General features: G+C 66.9%; 15 protein-coding genes. 10 read left to right on the top strand and 5 right to left on the bottom strand.

Annotated elements, in window-relative coordinates:
* Positions 1-32: 32 nt before the first annotated feature.
* From AVAK2825_RS03830 to hemB, 5 genes are all read right to left on the bottom strand, one after another.
* Complete coding sequence (locus AVAK2825_RS03830; protein ID WP_284394583.1) at positions 33-836, bottom strand: ABC transporter permease; 804 nt, start codon at positions 834-836, stop codon at positions 33-35.
* A 1-nt stretch (position 837) separates the two neighbouring features.
* On the bottom strand, positions 838-1,674 hold the full coding sequence (locus AVAK2825_RS03825; protein ID WP_284394581.1) for an ABC transporter permease: 837 nt from the start codon (positions 1,672-1,674) through the stop codon (positions 838-840).
* On the bottom strand, positions 1,671-2,666 hold the full coding sequence (locus AVAK2825_RS03820; protein WP_284394579.1) for an ABC transporter ATP-binding protein: 996 nt from the start codon (positions 2,664-2,666) through the stop codon (positions 1,671-1,673). The genes AVAK2825_RS03825 and AVAK2825_RS03820 overlap by 4 nt, the downstream gene beginning before the upstream one ends.
* A 107-nt stretch (positions 2,667-2,773) precedes the next feature.
* Positions 2,774-3,952: a magnesium transporter CorA family protein gene (locus AVAK2825_RS03815; RefSeq protein WP_284394577.1), complete on the bottom strand. Its 1,179-nt coding sequence runs from the start codon at positions 3,950-3,952 to the stop codon at positions 2,774-2,776.
* A 69-nt stretch (positions 3,953-4,021) separates the two neighbouring features.
* Positions 4,022-5,029, bottom strand: coding sequence for a porphobilinogen synthase (gene hemB, locus AVAK2825_RS03810; RefSeq protein WP_284394575.1), 1,008 nt, complete (start codon positions 5,027-5,029; stop codon positions 4,022-4,024).
* Between the two features lie 127 nt (positions 5,030-5,156).
* Here hemB and AVAK2825_RS03805 point away from each other — a divergent pair, with 127 nt between their 5' ends.
* The 10 genes from AVAK2825_RS03805 (at position 5,157) to rpsJ (ending at position 14,270) form a co-directional block, all read left to right on the top strand.
* The gene (locus AVAK2825_RS03805; protein WP_272565831.1) at positions 5,157-5,585 is read left to right on the top strand and encodes a CopD family protein; all 429 of its coding nucleotides are present in this window, start codon (positions 5,157-5,159) and stop codon (positions 5,583-5,585) included.
* Between the two features lie 23 nt (positions 5,586-5,608).
* Complete coding sequence (locus tag AVAK2825_RS03800) at positions 5,609-6,745, top strand: VanZ family protein (RefSeq protein ID WP_272565830.1); 1,137 nt, start codon at positions 5,609-5,611, stop codon at positions 6,743-6,745.
* A 9-nt stretch (positions 6,746-6,754) separates the two neighbouring features.
* Positions 6,755-7,114 carry a (2Fe-2S) ferredoxin domain-containing protein gene (locus tag AVAK2825_RS03795; RefSeq protein ID WP_284394570.1) on the top strand — a complete coding sequence of 120 codons (360 nt, stop codon included), beginning with the start codon at positions 6,755-6,757 and terminating at the stop codon, positions 7,112-7,114.
* Between the two features lie 87 nt (positions 7,115-7,201).
* Positions 7,202-7,843, top strand: a complete 642-nt coding sequence (locus AVAK2825_RS03790; RefSeq protein ID WP_284394568.1) for an alpha/beta hydrolase — start codon at positions 7,202-7,204, stop codon at positions 7,841-7,843.
* A 100-nt stretch (positions 7,844-7,943) separates the two neighbouring features.
* Positions 7,944-9,113, top strand: a complete 1,170-nt coding sequence (locus tag AVAK2825_RS03785) for a D-alanyl-D-alanine carboxypeptidase family protein (protein WP_284394566.1) — start codon at positions 7,944-7,946, stop codon at positions 9,111-9,113.
* Positions 9,114-9,248: 135 nt separating this feature from the next.
* On the top strand, positions 9,249-9,626 hold the full coding sequence (gene rpsL, locus AVAK2825_RS03780; RefSeq protein WP_010104110.1) for a 30S ribosomal protein S12: 378 nt from the start codon (positions 9,249-9,251) through the stop codon (positions 9,624-9,626).
* Positions 9,627-9,796: 170 nt separating this feature from the next.
* Entirely contained in the window at positions 9,797-10,270 is a 474-nt protein-coding gene (rpsG, locus tag AVAK2825_RS03775) for a 30S ribosomal protein S7 (RefSeq protein WP_056668881.1), read from the top strand.
* 151 nt (positions 10,271-10,421) lie between these two features.
* A complete protein-coding gene (gene fusA, locus AVAK2825_RS03770) occupies positions 10,422-12,524 on the top strand; it encodes an elongation factor G (protein WP_272565827.1) in 2,103 nt (700 codons plus the stop codon).
* Positions 12,525-12,743: 219 nt separating this feature from the next.
* Complete coding sequence (gene tuf / locus AVAK2825_RS03765) at positions 12,744-13,934, top strand: elongation factor Tu (protein WP_272549654.1); 1,191 nt, start codon at positions 12,744-12,746, stop codon at positions 13,932-13,934.
* Positions 13,935-13,958: 24 nt separating this feature from the next.
* Complete coding sequence (rpsJ, locus tag AVAK2825_RS03760) at positions 13,959-14,270, top strand: 30S ribosomal protein S10 (RefSeq protein ID WP_005796953.1); 312 nt, start codon at positions 13,959-13,961, stop codon at positions 14,268-14,270.
* The last annotated feature ends 187 nt before the right edge of the window (positions 14,271-14,457 follow it).

Below are 14,457 nucleotides of genomic sequence, written 5' to 3'. Positions count from 1 at the left end.
GTCTCTATTTGCCAGGTCGGGTTCGAGGGGGTTCAGCTGCCGGTGGAGGCGTAGTGCCGCAGGCCCAGGCGCCAGGCCCCGAAGGCGGCGGCCAGGAAGGCGAAGCCGGCGGCGGGCGACACCCAGCCCACCCAGGCGGGCGCGCCCAGCGGGTCGGGGTGCGAGAGGATCGCCAGGCCCGGGTAATACGCCACGCAGGCCAGCGGCACGGCGAAGGTCAGCAGCCGGCGGAACCACTGCGCATAGAGCGCCAGCGGGTACTGCGCCGCCTGCACGCCGCCGTAGGTGAGCACGTTGGCGATCTCCAGGCTCTCCACGGTCCAGAACGCCAGGGTGCCCTGCAGCACCAGGATGCCCAGGAAGAGGGCCACGCCCCCGGCCACCGCCCATGCCGCCAGCGCGAGGGTGGCCGGCGTCCAGTCGATCGGCGCCTGCGCGGTGGCGAATGCCACCACCATCAGCCCCTGCAGCAGCCGCCCCAGCCGGCTCAGGCGCAGGTCGTGGCCCATGAGCTGCAGCGCGAGCGGCCGCGGGCGCAGCAGCAGCCGGTCGAACGCGCCCGTGCGCAGGAACTCGGTGCCCAGCACGTCGAAGCCGCGCCCCAGCGCGTCCGCCACCGCGAACATGCAGTTCACCAGGCCGTAGAACAGCGCCACCTCGCCCAGGCTCCAGCCCTGCACGCTGCCGAAGCGGTGGAACAGCGCCCACACCGCGACCACCTCGATGCCCGTGGCGAGGAACTGCCCCAGGGTCATCAGCATGGCGGAGGCGGGGTAGCGCGCCTGCGCATGCAGCGACGCGCCGGCCAGGCGGATGAAGAGCGCGAACGATCCCATCTCAGCCGCCCTGGATTTCGAGGTGGCGCAGCGTGCGCCGCATCGCCAGGCGGCCCAGCGCCACCAGCACGGCGATCCAGAAGGTCTGCAGGGCCAGCCCGCCCACGGCCTGCCAGCCGGCCCAGTGCCCGGAATGGATGCGCGAAGGAATGTCCAGCAGCCCCGCCAACGGCTGCGCGATCAGCGCCCACTGCCACGCATCGGGCAGCAGGGGCAGCGGCAGCAGGTTGCCCGACAGCACCACCACCGCCGGCACGGCCAGCGCGTTGATGCCGCGCTCGTTGAGCGCCGCCGTGGCCGCCACGTTCAGCAGCATCACCAGCGCGGTGGACAGCAGCACCGCCAGGCCGGCCGAGAGCACGAACGCCAGCCCTGCCGCCGCGCTGGCCGGCGGCTGCCAGGCCCATTCGCGCCAGCCCAGCAGCGGCAGCACCCCGGCGGCGAAGGTCGCCATCAGCGCCACGCGCGGCAGCACCCGCGCGGCGATCCAGCCGGCGCTGCGCGCGAACCACAGGCCGTAGGCGTCCACGGGCCGCAGCCGGTCGTACGCCACTGCGCCCGTGCGCACGGCCTGCGCCACCTCCGGGTCGCCCGACCACGGCAGCAGCGCCAGCAGCCCCTGGGCCAGCCAGGTATAGGTGATGGCCTGCTGCAGCGGCATGGGCACGCCCGAGGCGCCGGCCCCGCCGTAGAACGCGGCCAGCACCATCACCTTGATGCCACCCCACCAGCACTGCGTGCCGAAGCCGGCGAGCGCCGCCGTGCGGTACTGCAGCATCTGCAGGAAGCGCGAGACGAACGCGGCGGTGTAGGGCCGCAGCGCCAGCGGCGGCCTCATGCCTCGGCCGCGCCGTGCAGCGCGTAGAAGCGGGCGATGACCTCTTCGATCGCCAGGCCCTCCAGGCGGATGTCCTGCACGGCGTGCGCGGCCACCAGCTGCGCGATGAGCGCGGGCGCCGTGGTGACGGCCGGATCGAACCCCAGTACCAGCGAGCGGCCCTCGCGCGCATGGACCGACACGCCGGGCTGCGGTGCCAGCACAGGCGCGTCGTGCCCGAAATCGACCACCAGGCGCCGCTCGGCCATCACCTGGGCGCGCAGGGCCTCGACCGGGCTGTCGGCCAGCACGCGGCCATGGCCGATCACGATCACGCGCTCGGCCAGCGCCTCGATGTCGTGCATGTCGTGGGTGGTGAGCAGCACGGTGGTGCCGCGCTCGCGGTTGGCGCGGCGCACGAAGTCCCGCACCGCGAGTTTGGACGGCGCATCCAGGCCGATGGTCGGCTCGTCCAGGAACAGGATGTCGGGCTCGTGCAGCAGCGCCGCCGCGATCTCGGCGCGCATGCGCTGGCCCAGCGAGAGCTGGCGCACGGGCTGGGCCAGCACGCCTTCCAGCGACAGCAGCGCGACCAGCTCGTCGCGTGCGCGGCGGTAGCGCCGCTCGTCCACGCGGTAGATGTCGCGCAGCAGATCGAACCCCTCGCCCACCGGCAGGTCCCACCACAGCTGGGTGCGCTGGCCGAACACCACGCCGATGCGGGCGACGTGGCGCTCGCGGTCGTCGCTGGGGTGGCGGCCGTCGATCTCCACGCGGCCGCCGTCGGGCCGCAGGATGCCGGACAGGATCTTGATGGTGGTCGATTTGCCCGCGCCGTTCGGCCCGATGAAGCCCAGCAGCTCGCCGCGCTCGAGCGTGAACGACACCCCCGACAGCGCCGCCACCGTGCGCGTGCGCCGGTGCAGCAGCCCGCGCAGCGCGCCGCCCAAGCCCGGCGCGCGCTCGGCGATGCGGTAGGTCTTGACGAGCTGATCGACGAGGATGTGGGCCATGGGAACGGGGGGCGCCGCTGCGGGCGGGCCGCAAGGGCGTGGGCGGGAGCGATGTGCGAAGGGGCGCCGATTCTATCGGCGCGCAGGGCGCGGCGCCCCGTGCCCGCTCAGTGGTGGCCCGTGCGGGCCAGGTAGCGCTTGCGCCAGAACAGCGCGATCAGCGCCACCGCGATCACCGTCATCGACCCCATCGCCCACCAGAAGCCGTCCTGCTTGTGCACCAGCGGAATGAACTCGAAGTTCATGCCGAAGATGCCAGCGATGAGGTTCAGCGGCAGGAACACGGCGGTGAGCGCCGTGAGCGTGCGCATGATGTCGTTGGTGCGGTTGCTCTGCACGCTGAAATGCATCTGCACCGCCGTCTCGGTGCTCTGCTCCAGCCGGCGCACGTGGTGCACCACGCGCTCGATGTGCTCCAGCACGTCGCGGCTGCGCACCTTGAGCAGGTCCAGCTCGCGCTGCAGCGCCGGGGTTTCAGGCTCGGGCCAGGTCTCCACCGCATCGATCCAGTCCTGCACGGCGGTGTTTTGGTCCTCGCAGATTTCGTCGAGCTGGTGCAGCGCCAGCCGGGCCTCAAGCAACGCGCTCCAGTTGGCGAAGCGCGCGCGGGGCTTGAGCAGCTCGGCCTGCCAGTGGTCGAGCTGCCGGCTCAGTTCCCGGCGCAAATCCAGGTAGCCGTCCACGATGAGGTTGACCACGCGCATCATCAGATCGGCGGGCGAGGTCGGCAGGCGCGCCACGGGCGAGGAGCCCGGCGGCCGGTGGTCGCGCGGCGCATCGCCCCGGGCCTCCCCCCGCGCGGTGGCCAGCAGCCGCGCCGCATAGGCATCGCGCACCGCGCAGTCGGCCGGGTGCACCGACAGCAGCACCTGGTCGAACACGGCGAATCCCACAGGGCTGGTGTCGATGCGGCGCAGCACCGGCGGGCCCGTCATGCGGCCCGGCGCGGCGGGAGGCGCGGCCTGCGGGCTTGCTGCGGTTGCCGCGCCGGCTGCGCTGGCCGGTGCCGCGCCCGGGCCGGCGGCCGCCAGGCGGCGGAACACCAGCAGGTCGTACTGCGAGGTGTAGTCGTAGTGCGATGGCAGCTGCGCGTTCAGCAGGTCGGACACGTGCAGGTCCACCAGTTGCAGGCCGGTGGTGGCCTGCAGCGCGGCCTGCAGCAGGCCCAACTGCTCGCCGAAGGCCGCGCGGGTGCACGAGATCCAGTAAAAGCCGGCGGCCGGGGGCTGGGAGGGCAGGGCGGCCAGCTCGGTGGCGTTGCCCTGGTGGATGTGAAAGATGCGCATGGAGGCCTGGGGCGGGGCGGGGAAGACGCCGGCGCCGGCCCTGCGGGCAGGCGGCCGGGGGGCGGTCGCTTACTTTTGCAGCAGCCGCGCCGCGTCGCGGGCGAAATACGTCAGCACGCCGTCGGCGCCGGCGCGCTTGAAGGCCAGCAGGCTTTCCATCATCACCGCGTCGTGGTCGAGCCAGCCGTTGGCGGCCGCGGCCTTGAGCATGGCGTACTCGCCGCTCACCTGGTAGGCGAAGGTGGGCACGCGGAACTCGTCCTTCACGCGGCGCACCACGTCCAGGTACGGCATGCCGGGCTTGACCATCACCATGTCGGCGCCTTCGGCGATATCGAGGGCCACCTCTCGCAGCGCCTCGTCGGTGTTACCCGGGTCCATCTGGTACACGTTCTTGTCGGCCTTGCCCAGGGCGCCGCGCGTGCCCACGGCATCGCGGAACGGGCCGTAGAAGGCGCTCGCGTACTTGGCGCTGTAGGCCATGATGCGCGTGTGGATGTGGCCCTGCACTTCGAGCGCCTCGCGGATCGCACCGATGCGCCCGTCCATCATGTCGCTGGGCGCCACGATGTCCACGCCCGCCTCGGCATGCGTGAGCGCCTGCCCGGTGAGGATCTCCACCGTTTCGTCGTTGATGATGTAGCCGGTGGCATCGAGCACGCCGTCCTGGCCGTGGCTCGTGTAGGGGTCCAGCGCCACGTCGGTCATCACGCCCAGCGCGGGGAATTCCTTCTTGAGCGCCCGCACCACGCGGGGAATCAGGCCTTCGGGGTTGAGCGCCTCCTTGCCGTCCGGCGCCTTGAGCGCGGGGTCGATGGCCGGAAACAGCGCCAGCACCGGAATGCCCAGCTTCACGCAATCCTCGGCCACCGGCAGCAGGAGGTCCAGGCTCAGGCGCTCCACGCCCGGCATCGACGCGATGGCCTCGCTGCGGCCCTGGCCTTCGTGCACGAACACGGGGTAGATCAGATCGTGCGGCGTGACGGCATGCTCGCGCACGAGGTTGCGGGTGAAGGCATCGCGGCGCAGGCGGCGCGGGCGGTTCTGGGGGAAGGGGGTGGGGCTGGACAGATGCATCCCGAAATTGTGCGCCACATTGCGCCGGGGCGGTCTCCGCCCGGCCCTTCGACGTGACGCCGGCCGCCGTGGTTTTTGCGCGTCGGACTCCGCCGGACGGCCCGGCACGGCACGTACACTGCCCCCCATGCTCTGGGTCAAAGCCTTTCACATCGTCTTCGTGGCCAGTTGGTTCGCCGGCCTGTTCTACCTGCCTCGGATCTTCGTCAACCTGGCCATGGTGGCACCGGGCTCGGCCGCCGAGCGAGACCGGCTCCTGCTCATGGCGCGCAAGCTGCTGCGTTTCACCACCTTCCTGGCCGTGCCGGCCATCGCGCTGGGGCTGTGGCTCTACCTGGGGTACGGCATCGGCCGCGGGCCGGGCAACGGCTGGATGCACGCCAAGCTCCTGGTCGTGGTGCTCGCCGTGGGCTACCACCATGCCTGCGGCGTGCTGCTGCGCAAGCTGGCCAGCGGCCAGAGCCGGCGCAGCCACCGCTGGTTCCGCTGGTTCAACGAGGTGCCGGTGCTGCTGCTGGTGGCCGCGGTGGTGCTGGTCGTCGTCAAACCCTTCTGACGCGCCGGCCGCGCGCTCCCGCCGTGCACAAGACCTCCGCCTGGCCCCTGGCGCTGATCTACGCGGCCCTCGTGGTCTTCGCCAGCCTGTTCCCCTTCGACGGCTGGCGCGAGCAGGGCATCTCGCCGTGGGTGTTCCTTACCGCCCGCATCCCCCCGCCGTACTGGACGTGGTTCGACGTCAACATCAACATCGCCGGCTATGCGCCGTTCGGCTTTCTGCTGGCGCTGGCCCTGCTGCGCACCGGCTGGCCGCGCTCTGCGGTGCCCGTGGCCGCGCTGGCGGGCGCGCTGCTCTCGATGCTGATGGAGTTCCTGCAGATCTACCTGCCGCGGCGCGTGCCCTCCAACATGGACCTGATGCTGAACGCGCTCGGCACGCTGGGCGGCGCGCTGCTGGCGGCGCTGCTGGAGCGGCTGGGCGCGCTGGCCCGCTGGAGCCGGCTGCGGGCGCGGTGGTTCGTCGCCGACGCCAGCGGGGCGCTGGCCTTGCTCGCGCTGTGGCCGGTGGCACTGCTGTTTCCCGCCGCCGTGCCGTTCGGGCTGGGCCAGATGTGGGAACGCCTCGAGATCGCGCTGGAAGACCTGCTGGCCGACACCCCGTTCCTGGACTGGCTGCCGCTGCGCGAAACGCCGCTGGAAGCCCTGTCGCCCAGTGCCGAACTGCTGGCCGTGATGCTGGGCCTGCTCGTGCCCTGCCTGCTGGGCTACTGCGTGATCCGCCACATCGGCCGCCGTGTGGCGTTCTCGCTGGCCACGGTGGTGGCGGGCGTGTCGGTGACCGCGCTGTCCTCCGCGCTCAGCTACGGCCCGGCGCATGCCTGGGAGTGGCTCGGCACCCCGGCCCGCGTGGGCGTGTGGGCCGGCATGGCCGTTGCGCTGATGCTGGCCGGCCTGCCCCGCCGGGCCAGCGCCGCCGTGCTGCTATTGCTGCTGATGCTGCACCTGAACATCCTCAACCAGGCACCCACCAGCGCCTATTTCGCCGACACCCTGCAGGCCTGGGAGCAGGGCCGCTTCATCCGCTTCTACGGCCTGGGCCAATGGCTGGGCTGGCTCTGGCCCTACGCCACCCTGGTTTATGTGGTGCAGCGCGTGGCCCGGCGCGACCGGGACCCGGCCGAGGGCCACGCGGATACCCCTGTTCGCATCGGCTCCTAAAATGCCCGGATGACCGACACCCCCACGCCGCCAGCCGCGCAGCCTGGCTACTACGCCCGCCACATCTTCTTTTGCCTGAACGACCGCACCAACGGCAAGGACAGTTGCGCCCACCACGGTGCGCAGGCCGCGTTCGACCGCTGCAAGTCCCAGGTCAAGGCGGCCGGCCTGTCCGGCCCCGGCAAGGTGCGGGTGAACAAGGCCGGCTGCCTGGACCGCTGCGCCGGCGGGCCCGTCGCCGTGGTCTATCCCGAGGGCACCTGGTACACCTTCGTGGATGGCAGCGATATCGACGAAATCGTGGAATCGCACCTGAAGAACGGTCAGGTCGTCGAACGCCTGCTCACGCCGCCGGAACTCGGGCGCTGATTCGCGCGCCGATCGGTTTTTAAGTGTTTTTGGCTGTCTGCCCTAGATTTTATTGTCCTGACAGCTATTTATTTGATAGCAAATCCAGTGAATGCCCAGACTGAACGCCTGACCCTCACCGGCGCTGCCGGCGCCATCGAAGCGGCACGCGATGCGGCCCAGGCGCCGGACAGCGCGCCCTCGCGCGGCGTGGCGGTGATCGCCCACCCGCACCCGCTGTTCGGCGGCACCATGGACAACAAGGTGGTGCAGACCCTGGCGCGCGCCTTCGTGCACAGCGGCTGGACCGCGGTGCGCTTCAATTTCCGGGGCGTGGGCGCCAGCGCCGGCACGCACGACGCGGGCCAGGGCGAGCTGGAAGACTTCCTGGAGGTGGTGCGCCAGGCAGCGCCCGAGGGGCCGCTGGCCCTGGCGGGCTTCTCGTTCGGCGCCTTCGTCACCAGCCATGCGCTGGAGCGCCTGTGGGGCCAGCGCGGCATCGAGCGGGTGGTCCTGGTCGGCACCGCCGCCAGCCGCTTCACCGTGGCGCCCGTGCCGGCCGAGGCGCATGAGCGCACGCTGGTCGTGCACGGCGAGCAGGACGACACCGTGCCGCTGTCGGCCGTCATGGACTGGGCGCGGCCGCAGATACTCCCCGTCACAGTCGTGCCCGGCGGCGGTCATTTCTTTCACGGACAATTGCCGCTCCTGAAAAACCTGGTGTCCCGCCACCTGCTGGCGGGGAACTGACCGCCCTCCAGACGCTCCCTACCGGGCACCGCACGGCGCGCCATCCCCGCCGCCGTTTTTGACCGTTTGGTTTGTTTTCTTGCCCCGAATGCCTGTTTCCATGAAGCCCTTCCTCTCCACGCTGCGTTCCTTCGTTCTTGTCGCCGTGCTGGCGCCTGCCGCCCTCTGGGCGCAGGGCCAGGCCCCCCAGCCCCCCGAGATCGCTGCGCGCAACTACTTGCTGCTCGATGTGACCGCCGGCCAGGTGCTCGCCGCCAAGGACATCGACGCACCGGTCGAGCAGGCATCGCTCACCAAGCTCATGACGGGCTACCTGGTCTTCGACGCGTTGCGCGCCAAGAAGATCACGCTGGAGCAGAAGCTGCCCGTGAGCGTGCTCGCCTGGAAGATGCCCGGCTCGCGCATGTTCATCGATCCCAAGATGCAGGTGCCGGTGGAAGACCTCATCAAGGGCATGATCGTGCAGTCGGGCAACGACGCCACCATGGCCCTGGCCGAAGGCGTCGGCGGCACGGCCGAGAACTTCGTCAAGCTAATGAACGACCAGGCCAAGGCCCTGGGCATGAAGAACACGGCCTACAAGAACCCCGAAGGCCTGACCGAGCCGGGCCACACGACCACCGCGCGCGACCTGGGCGTGCTGGCCACCCGCCTGATGCAGGAATTCCCCGAGTACATGCATTACTACGCGACCAAGCACTATGCGTACCCGGGCACGCCGCCCTCCAATGGCACCAACCGCAATTCGCTGCTGTTCCGCGATCCCACGGTGGACGGCCTCAAGACCGGCCACACGGCCGCTGCCGGTTACTGTCTGGTGGCCACGTCCAAGCGCGACTTTCCGAACGTCGGCCAGCGCCGTCTGCTGTCCATCGTGCTGGGCGCCTCCAGCGAGAACGCCCGGGCGAACGAGAGCCAGAAACTCCTGAACTGGGGCTACACAGCCTTCGATGCCGTCAAGCTGTTTGACGCCGGCCAGCCCGCCGCCACGCCGGCCGTCTGGAAGGGCAAGCAGAACACCATCCAGATCGGCCGCCCGGATGCCATCGTCGTCACCGTGCCGTCGGGCAGCGCCGGCAAGGTCACGACGCAGATCGTGCGCACCGACCCGCTCGTGGCGCCGTTCACCAAGGGTCAGTCGATCGGCACCCTGAAGGTGTCGCTGGGCGAGCAGCCCATCGCCGAAGTGCCGCTGGTGGCGCTGGAGACGGTGGAGCAGGCCGGCATCTTCGGCCGCGCCTGGGATGCCATCCGCCTGTGGATCAAGTGACACGGCGGCGGCCGGTTGGCCGCCCCGCGATTGCCCCGTCAGCGCCAACCTGCTACATTAGAAGGCTTTTCGGAATTTCCGAAGGGATTCACGTTTTCGTTTTTCACGAAGCATTTCACGTTTAGGGACGTATTCATGCCAACCATCAATCAACTGGTCCGTCAGGGTCGCGAGGTCGAAAAGATCAAGTCGAAGAGCCCCGCGATGGAAAACTCTCCTCAGCGCCGCGGCGTGTGCACCCGTGTGTACACCACGACGCCAAAGAAGCCTAACTCCGCGCTGCGGAAGGTCGCCAAGGTTCGCCTGACCAACGGTTTCGAAGTCATTTCCTACATCGGCGGCGAAGGCCACAACCTGCAGGAACACAGCGTCGTGCTGGTTCGCGGCGGTCGTGTCAAGGACTTGCCCGGTGTGCGTTACCACATCGTGCGTGGCTCGCTCGACTTGCAAGGCGTGAAAGACCGCAAGCAAGCGCGCTCCAAGTACGGTGCCAAGAAGCCCAAGGCCAAGTAAGCCCTGCGCTTTTTTGCAAAAGATATCCGGTGCTGTTTCCCGCGTGGCGCGGTGATCCAGCGTAGTGACCCCAAGCGCAACTGTCTTGCGTGGGTCGAGTAAGTGGGAGTCCTGAATGGCTCTCGCGGTGTCTGAAAAGATGCCAACTGAAGCAAACATGAGGTGAAAAAATGCCACGTCGTCGCGAAGTCCCCAAACGTGAAATCCTGCCGGATCCCAAGTTCGGCAATGTAGAGCTGTCCAAATTCATGAACGTGATCATGGAAGGCGGCAAAAAGGCAGTGGCAGAGCGCATCATTTACGGCGCTCTGGAACTGATCGAGAAGAAGCACCCTGACAAGGACCCTCTGGAAGCGTTCACCGTTGCCATCAACAACGTGAAGCCCATGGTCGAAGTGAAGTCCCGCCGCGTGGGTGGTGCCAACTACCAGGTGCCTGTGGAAGTGCGCCCCGTGCGCCGTCTGGCGCTGTCGATGCGTTGGATCAAGGAAGCCGCCCGCAAGCGTGGCGAAAAGTCGATGGCGCAACGCCTGGCCAACGAATTGCTGGAAGCCACGGAAGGCCGTGGCGGCGCGATGAAGCGCCGTGACGAAGTGCACCGCATGGCCGAAGCCAACAAGGCATTCAGCCACTTCCGCTTCTAAGCCTCCAGGCTTTCTCCGGTGCAAACGTAAGGCCGCTGGCATTTTCTGCCTGCGGCCTTATCTTGATTCAGGTCGCCGGCAAATTGTGGTGCTGCGTCGCAAAAGCGGGTGGCCCATCACAACGAACACAACGTTCAACCAAGGATTTACCATGGCTCGCAAGACCCCCATCGAGCGCTACCGCAATATCGGTATCTCGGCCCACATCGACGCTGGCAAGACCACGACGACCGAGCGGATTCTTTTCTACACCGGTGTGAACCACAAGATCGGTGAAGTGCATGACGGCGCAGCCACCATGGACTGGATGGAGCAGGAGCAAGAGCGCGGCATCACGATCACCTCGGCTGCCACCACCTGCTTCTGGAGCGGCATGGACCGTTCGTTCCCCGAGCACCGCATCAACATCATCGACACCCCCGGCCACGTGGACTTCACGATCGAAGTGGAACGTTCCATGCGCGTGCTGGACGGCGCCTGCATGGTGTATTGCGCCGTGGGCGGCGTGCAGCCACAGTCGGAAACCGTGTGGCGCCAAGCGAACAAGTACAAGGTGCCTCGCCTCGCGTTCGTGAACAAGATGGACCGTACCGGTGCCAACTTCTTCAAGGTCGTCGAGCAGATGAAGCTGCGCCTGAAGGCCAACCCCGTGCCGATCGTGATCCCGATCGGTGCCGAAGAAAACTTCACGGGCGTGGTCGACCTGCGCAAGATGAAGGCCATCATCTGGGATGAAGCCTCGCAAGGCATGAAGTTCACCTTCGAAGAGATCCCCGCCGACCTGCTGGAAACGGCCAAGGAATGGCGCGAGAAGATGGTCGAGGCGGCTGCTGAAGCTTCCGAAGACCTGATGAACAAGTATCTGGAAGAAGGTGATCTTTCCGAAGAGGAAATCACCCTCGGCCTGCGCACGCGCGCCATCGCTTGCGAAATCCAGCCCATGCTGTGCGGTACGGCCTTCAAGAACAAGGGTGTGCAGCGCATGCTGGACGCCGTGATCGAACTGATGCCTTCGCCGGTGGACATTCCTCCCGTGGGCGGCACCGACGACGACGAGCAGCCGACGAGCCGCAAGGCCGACGACTCGGAAAAGTTCTCTGCCCTGGCGTTCAAGCTGATGACCGACCCGTTCGTGGGTCAGCTGACGTTCGTGCGCGTTTATTCCGGCGTTCTGTCCAAGGGCGACACGGTGTACAACCCCGTGCGCGGCAAGAAGGAGCGCATTGGCCGTATCGTGCAGATGCACGCCAACAACCGCGAAGAAGTCGATGAGATCCGCGCTGGAGACATCGCCGCCTGCGTGGGCCTGAAAGACGTGACGACCGGTGAAACCCTGTGCGATCCCTCGGCCATCGTGACGCTGGAGCGCATGGTGTTCCCTGAGCCCGTGATCCGTCAGGCCGTGGAGCCGAAGTCGAAGGCCGACCAGGAAAAGATGGGTATCGCGCTGGGTCGTCTGGCTGCCGAAGATCCTTCGTTCCGCGTCAGCACCGACGAAGAATCCGGCCAGACCATCATCGGCGGCATGGGCGAGCTCCACCTGGAAATCATCGTGGACCGCATGAAGCGCGAATTCGGCGTGGAAGCCAACGTGGGCAAGCCTCAAGTGGCCTACCGCGAAACCATCCGCAAGACGGTGGAAGAGGCCGAAGGCAAGTTCGTTCGCCAGTCCGGTGGTAAGGGCCAGTACGGCCACGTCGTGCTCAAGATCGAACCGAACGAAGCCGGCAAGGGCATCGAGTTCGTCGACGCCATCAAGGGCGGTGTGGTTCCTCGCGAATTCATCCCCGCGGTGGAAAAGGGCATCAACGAAGCCGTCACGCAAGGCGTGCTGGCCGGCTACCCGGTGGTGGACGTCAAGGTCACGCTGCACTTCGGTTCGTACCACGATGTGGACTCGAACGAACTCGCGTTCAAGATGGCCGCCATCTTCGGTTTCAAGGAAGGTTGCCGCAAGGCCAACCCCGTGATTCTCGAGCCCATGATGGCCGTGGAAGTCGAAACGCCGGAAGACTACGCCGGTACGGTGATGGGCGACTTGTCGTCCCGCCGTGGCATGGTGCAGGGCATGGACGACATGGTCGGCGGCGGCAAGGCCATCAAGGCCGAAGTGCCCCTGTCGGAAATGTTCGGCTACTCGACCTCGCTGCGCTCCGCAACGCAAGGCCGCGCCACCTACTCGATGGAATTCAAACACTACAGCGAAGCCCCTCGCAACGTGTCGGAAGCCATCATGGCTGCACGCGCCAAGTAATTGGCAAAGAGAGGGGCGGCTTCGGTGGCCCCTTTCGGTTGGTTTTATGGAATTGGTTGCCAGTGCTTATCGAGTAAGCGCTGGCAACTATGAAAAAAGTAGCAGCAAGATCCTTGCAATCTGCGACCCGGTGCCGTCCTGTTGCCCTGTGCGGGACGACTCAGCAATCGGGTGCAGACGTTAAACCCTGACACAGGCATTGCTCTTTGGAGATTCAAAATGGCAAAAGGTAAGTTCGAACGTACCAAGCCCCACGTGAACGTGGGCACCATCGGTCACGTGGACCATGGCAAGACGACGCTGACGGCGGCCATCGCCACGGTGCTGTCCTCCAAGTTCGGCGGCGAAGCCAAGGCATACGACCAGATCGACGCAGCGCCCGAAGAAAAGGCCCGCGGCATCACGATCAACACCGCCCACGTGGAATACGAAACGGCCAACCGCCACTACGCCCACGTGGACTGCCCCGGTCACGCCGACTATGTGAAGAACATGATCACCGGCGCTGCCCAGATGGACGGCGCCATCCTGGTGTGCTCGGCCGCTGACGGCCCCATGCCCCAGACCCGCGAGCACATCCTGCTGGCCCGCCAAGTGGGCGTGCCTTACATCATCGTGTTCCTGAACAAGTGCGACATGGTCGACGACGAAGAGCTGCTCGAGCTCGTCGAAATGGAAGTGCGCGAACTCCTGGACAAGTACAACTTCCCAGGCGACGACACCCCCATCATCCGCGGTTCCGCCAAGCTCGCCCTGGAAGGCGACAAGGGCGCCCTGGGTGAAGAAGCCATCATGAAGCTGGCCGAAGCCCTGGACTCGTACATCCCCACGCCCGAGCGCGCTGTGGACGGCGCATTCCTGATGCCCGTGGAAGACGTGTTCTCGATCTCCGGTCGCGGCACCGTGGTGACGGGCCGTATCGAGCGCGGCATCATCAAGGTCGGCGAAGAAATCGAAATCGTCGGTATCCGCGACACGCAAAAGACCACCTGCACGGGCGTGGAAATGTTCCGCAAGCTGCTGGATCAAGGCCAGGCTGGCGACAACGTCGGCCTGCTGCTGCGCGGTACCAAGCGCGAAGACGTGGAACGCGGCCAAGTGCTGTGCAAGCCCAACTCCATCAAGCCGCACACGCACTTCACCGCCGAGGTGTACGTGCTGTCCAAGGACGAAGGTGGCCGTCACACGCCTTTCTTCAACAACTACCGTCCTCAGTTCTACTTCCGCACGACCGACGTGACTGGCGCCATCGAGCTGCCAGCCGACAAGGAAATGGTCATGCCCGGCGACAACGTGTCGATCACCGTCAAGCTGATCAACCCCATCGCCATGGAAGAAGGCCTGCGCTTCGCCATCCGTGAAGGCGGTCGCACCGTCGGCGCCGGCGTCGTGGCCAAGATCATTGCTTAAGCCTCAGGCACAAAGGAACTTGCCATGTCCAAGCAAAAAATCCGCATCCGCCTGAAGGCGTTTGATTACAAGCTGATCGACCAGTCCGCTGCCGAGATCGTTGATACCGCCAAGCGCACCGGCGCCATCGTCAAGGGCCCCGTGCCCCTGCCGACGCGCATGAAGCGTTTCGACATCCTGCGTTCGCCGCACGTCAACAAAACCAGCCGCGACCAGCTCGAAATCCGCACGCACCAGCGCCTGATGGACATCGTCGATCCGACGGACAAGACGGTGGACGCGCTGATGAAGCTCGACCTGCCGGCTGGCGTGGACGTCGAAATCAAGCTGCAGTAATCTGCCGGCTCCGGGGCGCGGCGGTTGCTGCGCACCAACACATAACGCGGACTTGCTTGCAAAAGCAGTCCGCGTTATACTTTGCGGCTTCGCCTTTTTTGCGCTTTGCGTGACGGCGGCGGAGTTTTATCAACCTTCTTTCGCGCACGGCGGTGCAAACGTTGTGCAAACGCTTTGGCCAATTGAA

The organism is Acidovorax sp. SUPP2825, from assembly GCF_030158995.1.
GTDB lineage: Bacteria > Pseudomonadota > Gammaproteobacteria > Burkholderiales > Burkholderiaceae_C > Paracidovorax.
The sequence above is the reverse complement of the archived record's forward strand: the minus strand, read 5'-3'. Positions and strand labels throughout refer to the sequence as shown.

Coding starts and splice junctions, on each gene's coding strand:
- rpsJ (WP_005796953.1), top strand. CDS start 13,959: ATGTCCAAGCAAAAAATCCGCATCCGCCTGAAGGCGTTTGATTACAAG.
- AVAK2825_RS03820 (WP_284394579.1), bottom strand. CDS start 2,666: ATGGCCCACATCCTCGTCGATCAGCTCGTCAAGACCTACCGCATCGCC.
- AVAK2825_RS03815 (WP_284394577.1), bottom strand. CDS start 3,952: ATGCGCATCTTTCACATCCACCAGGGCAACGCCACCGAGCTGGCCGCC.
- AVAK2825_RS03795 (WP_284394570.1), top strand. CDS start 6,755: ATGACCGACACCCCCACGCCGCCAGCCGCGCAGCCTGGCTACTACGCC.
- fusA (WP_272565827.1), top strand. CDS start 10,422: ATGGCTCGCAAGACCCCCATCGAGCGCTACCGCAATATCGGTATCTCG.
- AVAK2825_RS03785 (WP_284394566.1), top strand. CDS start 7,944: ATGAAGCCCTTCCTCTCCACGCTGCGTTCCTTCGTTCTTGTCGCCGTG.
- AVAK2825_RS03830 (WP_284394583.1), bottom strand. CDS start 836: ATGGGATCGTTCGCGCTCTTCATCCGCCTGGCCGGCGCGTCGCTGCAT.
- AVAK2825_RS03825 (WP_284394581.1), bottom strand. CDS start 1,674: ATGAGGCCGCCGCTGGCGCTGCGGCCCTACACCGCCGCGTTCGTCTCG.
- hemB (WP_284394575.1), bottom strand. CDS start 5,029: ATGCATCTGTCCAGCCCCACCCCCTTCCCCCAGAACCGCCCGCGCCGC.
- AVAK2825_RS03805 (WP_272565831.1), top strand. CDS start 5,157: ATGCTCTGGGTCAAAGCCTTTCACATCGTCTTCGTGGCCAGTTGGTTC.
- rpsL (WP_010104110.1), top strand. CDS start 9,249: ATGCCAACCATCAATCAACTGGTCCGTCAGGGTCGCGAGGTCGAAAAG.
- rpsG (WP_056668881.1), top strand. CDS start 9,797: ATGCCACGTCGTCGCGAAGTCCCCAAACGTGAAATCCTGCCGGATCCC.
- tuf (WP_272549654.1), top strand. CDS start 12,744: ATGGCAAAAGGTAAGTTCGAACGTACCAAGCCCCACGTGAACGTGGGC.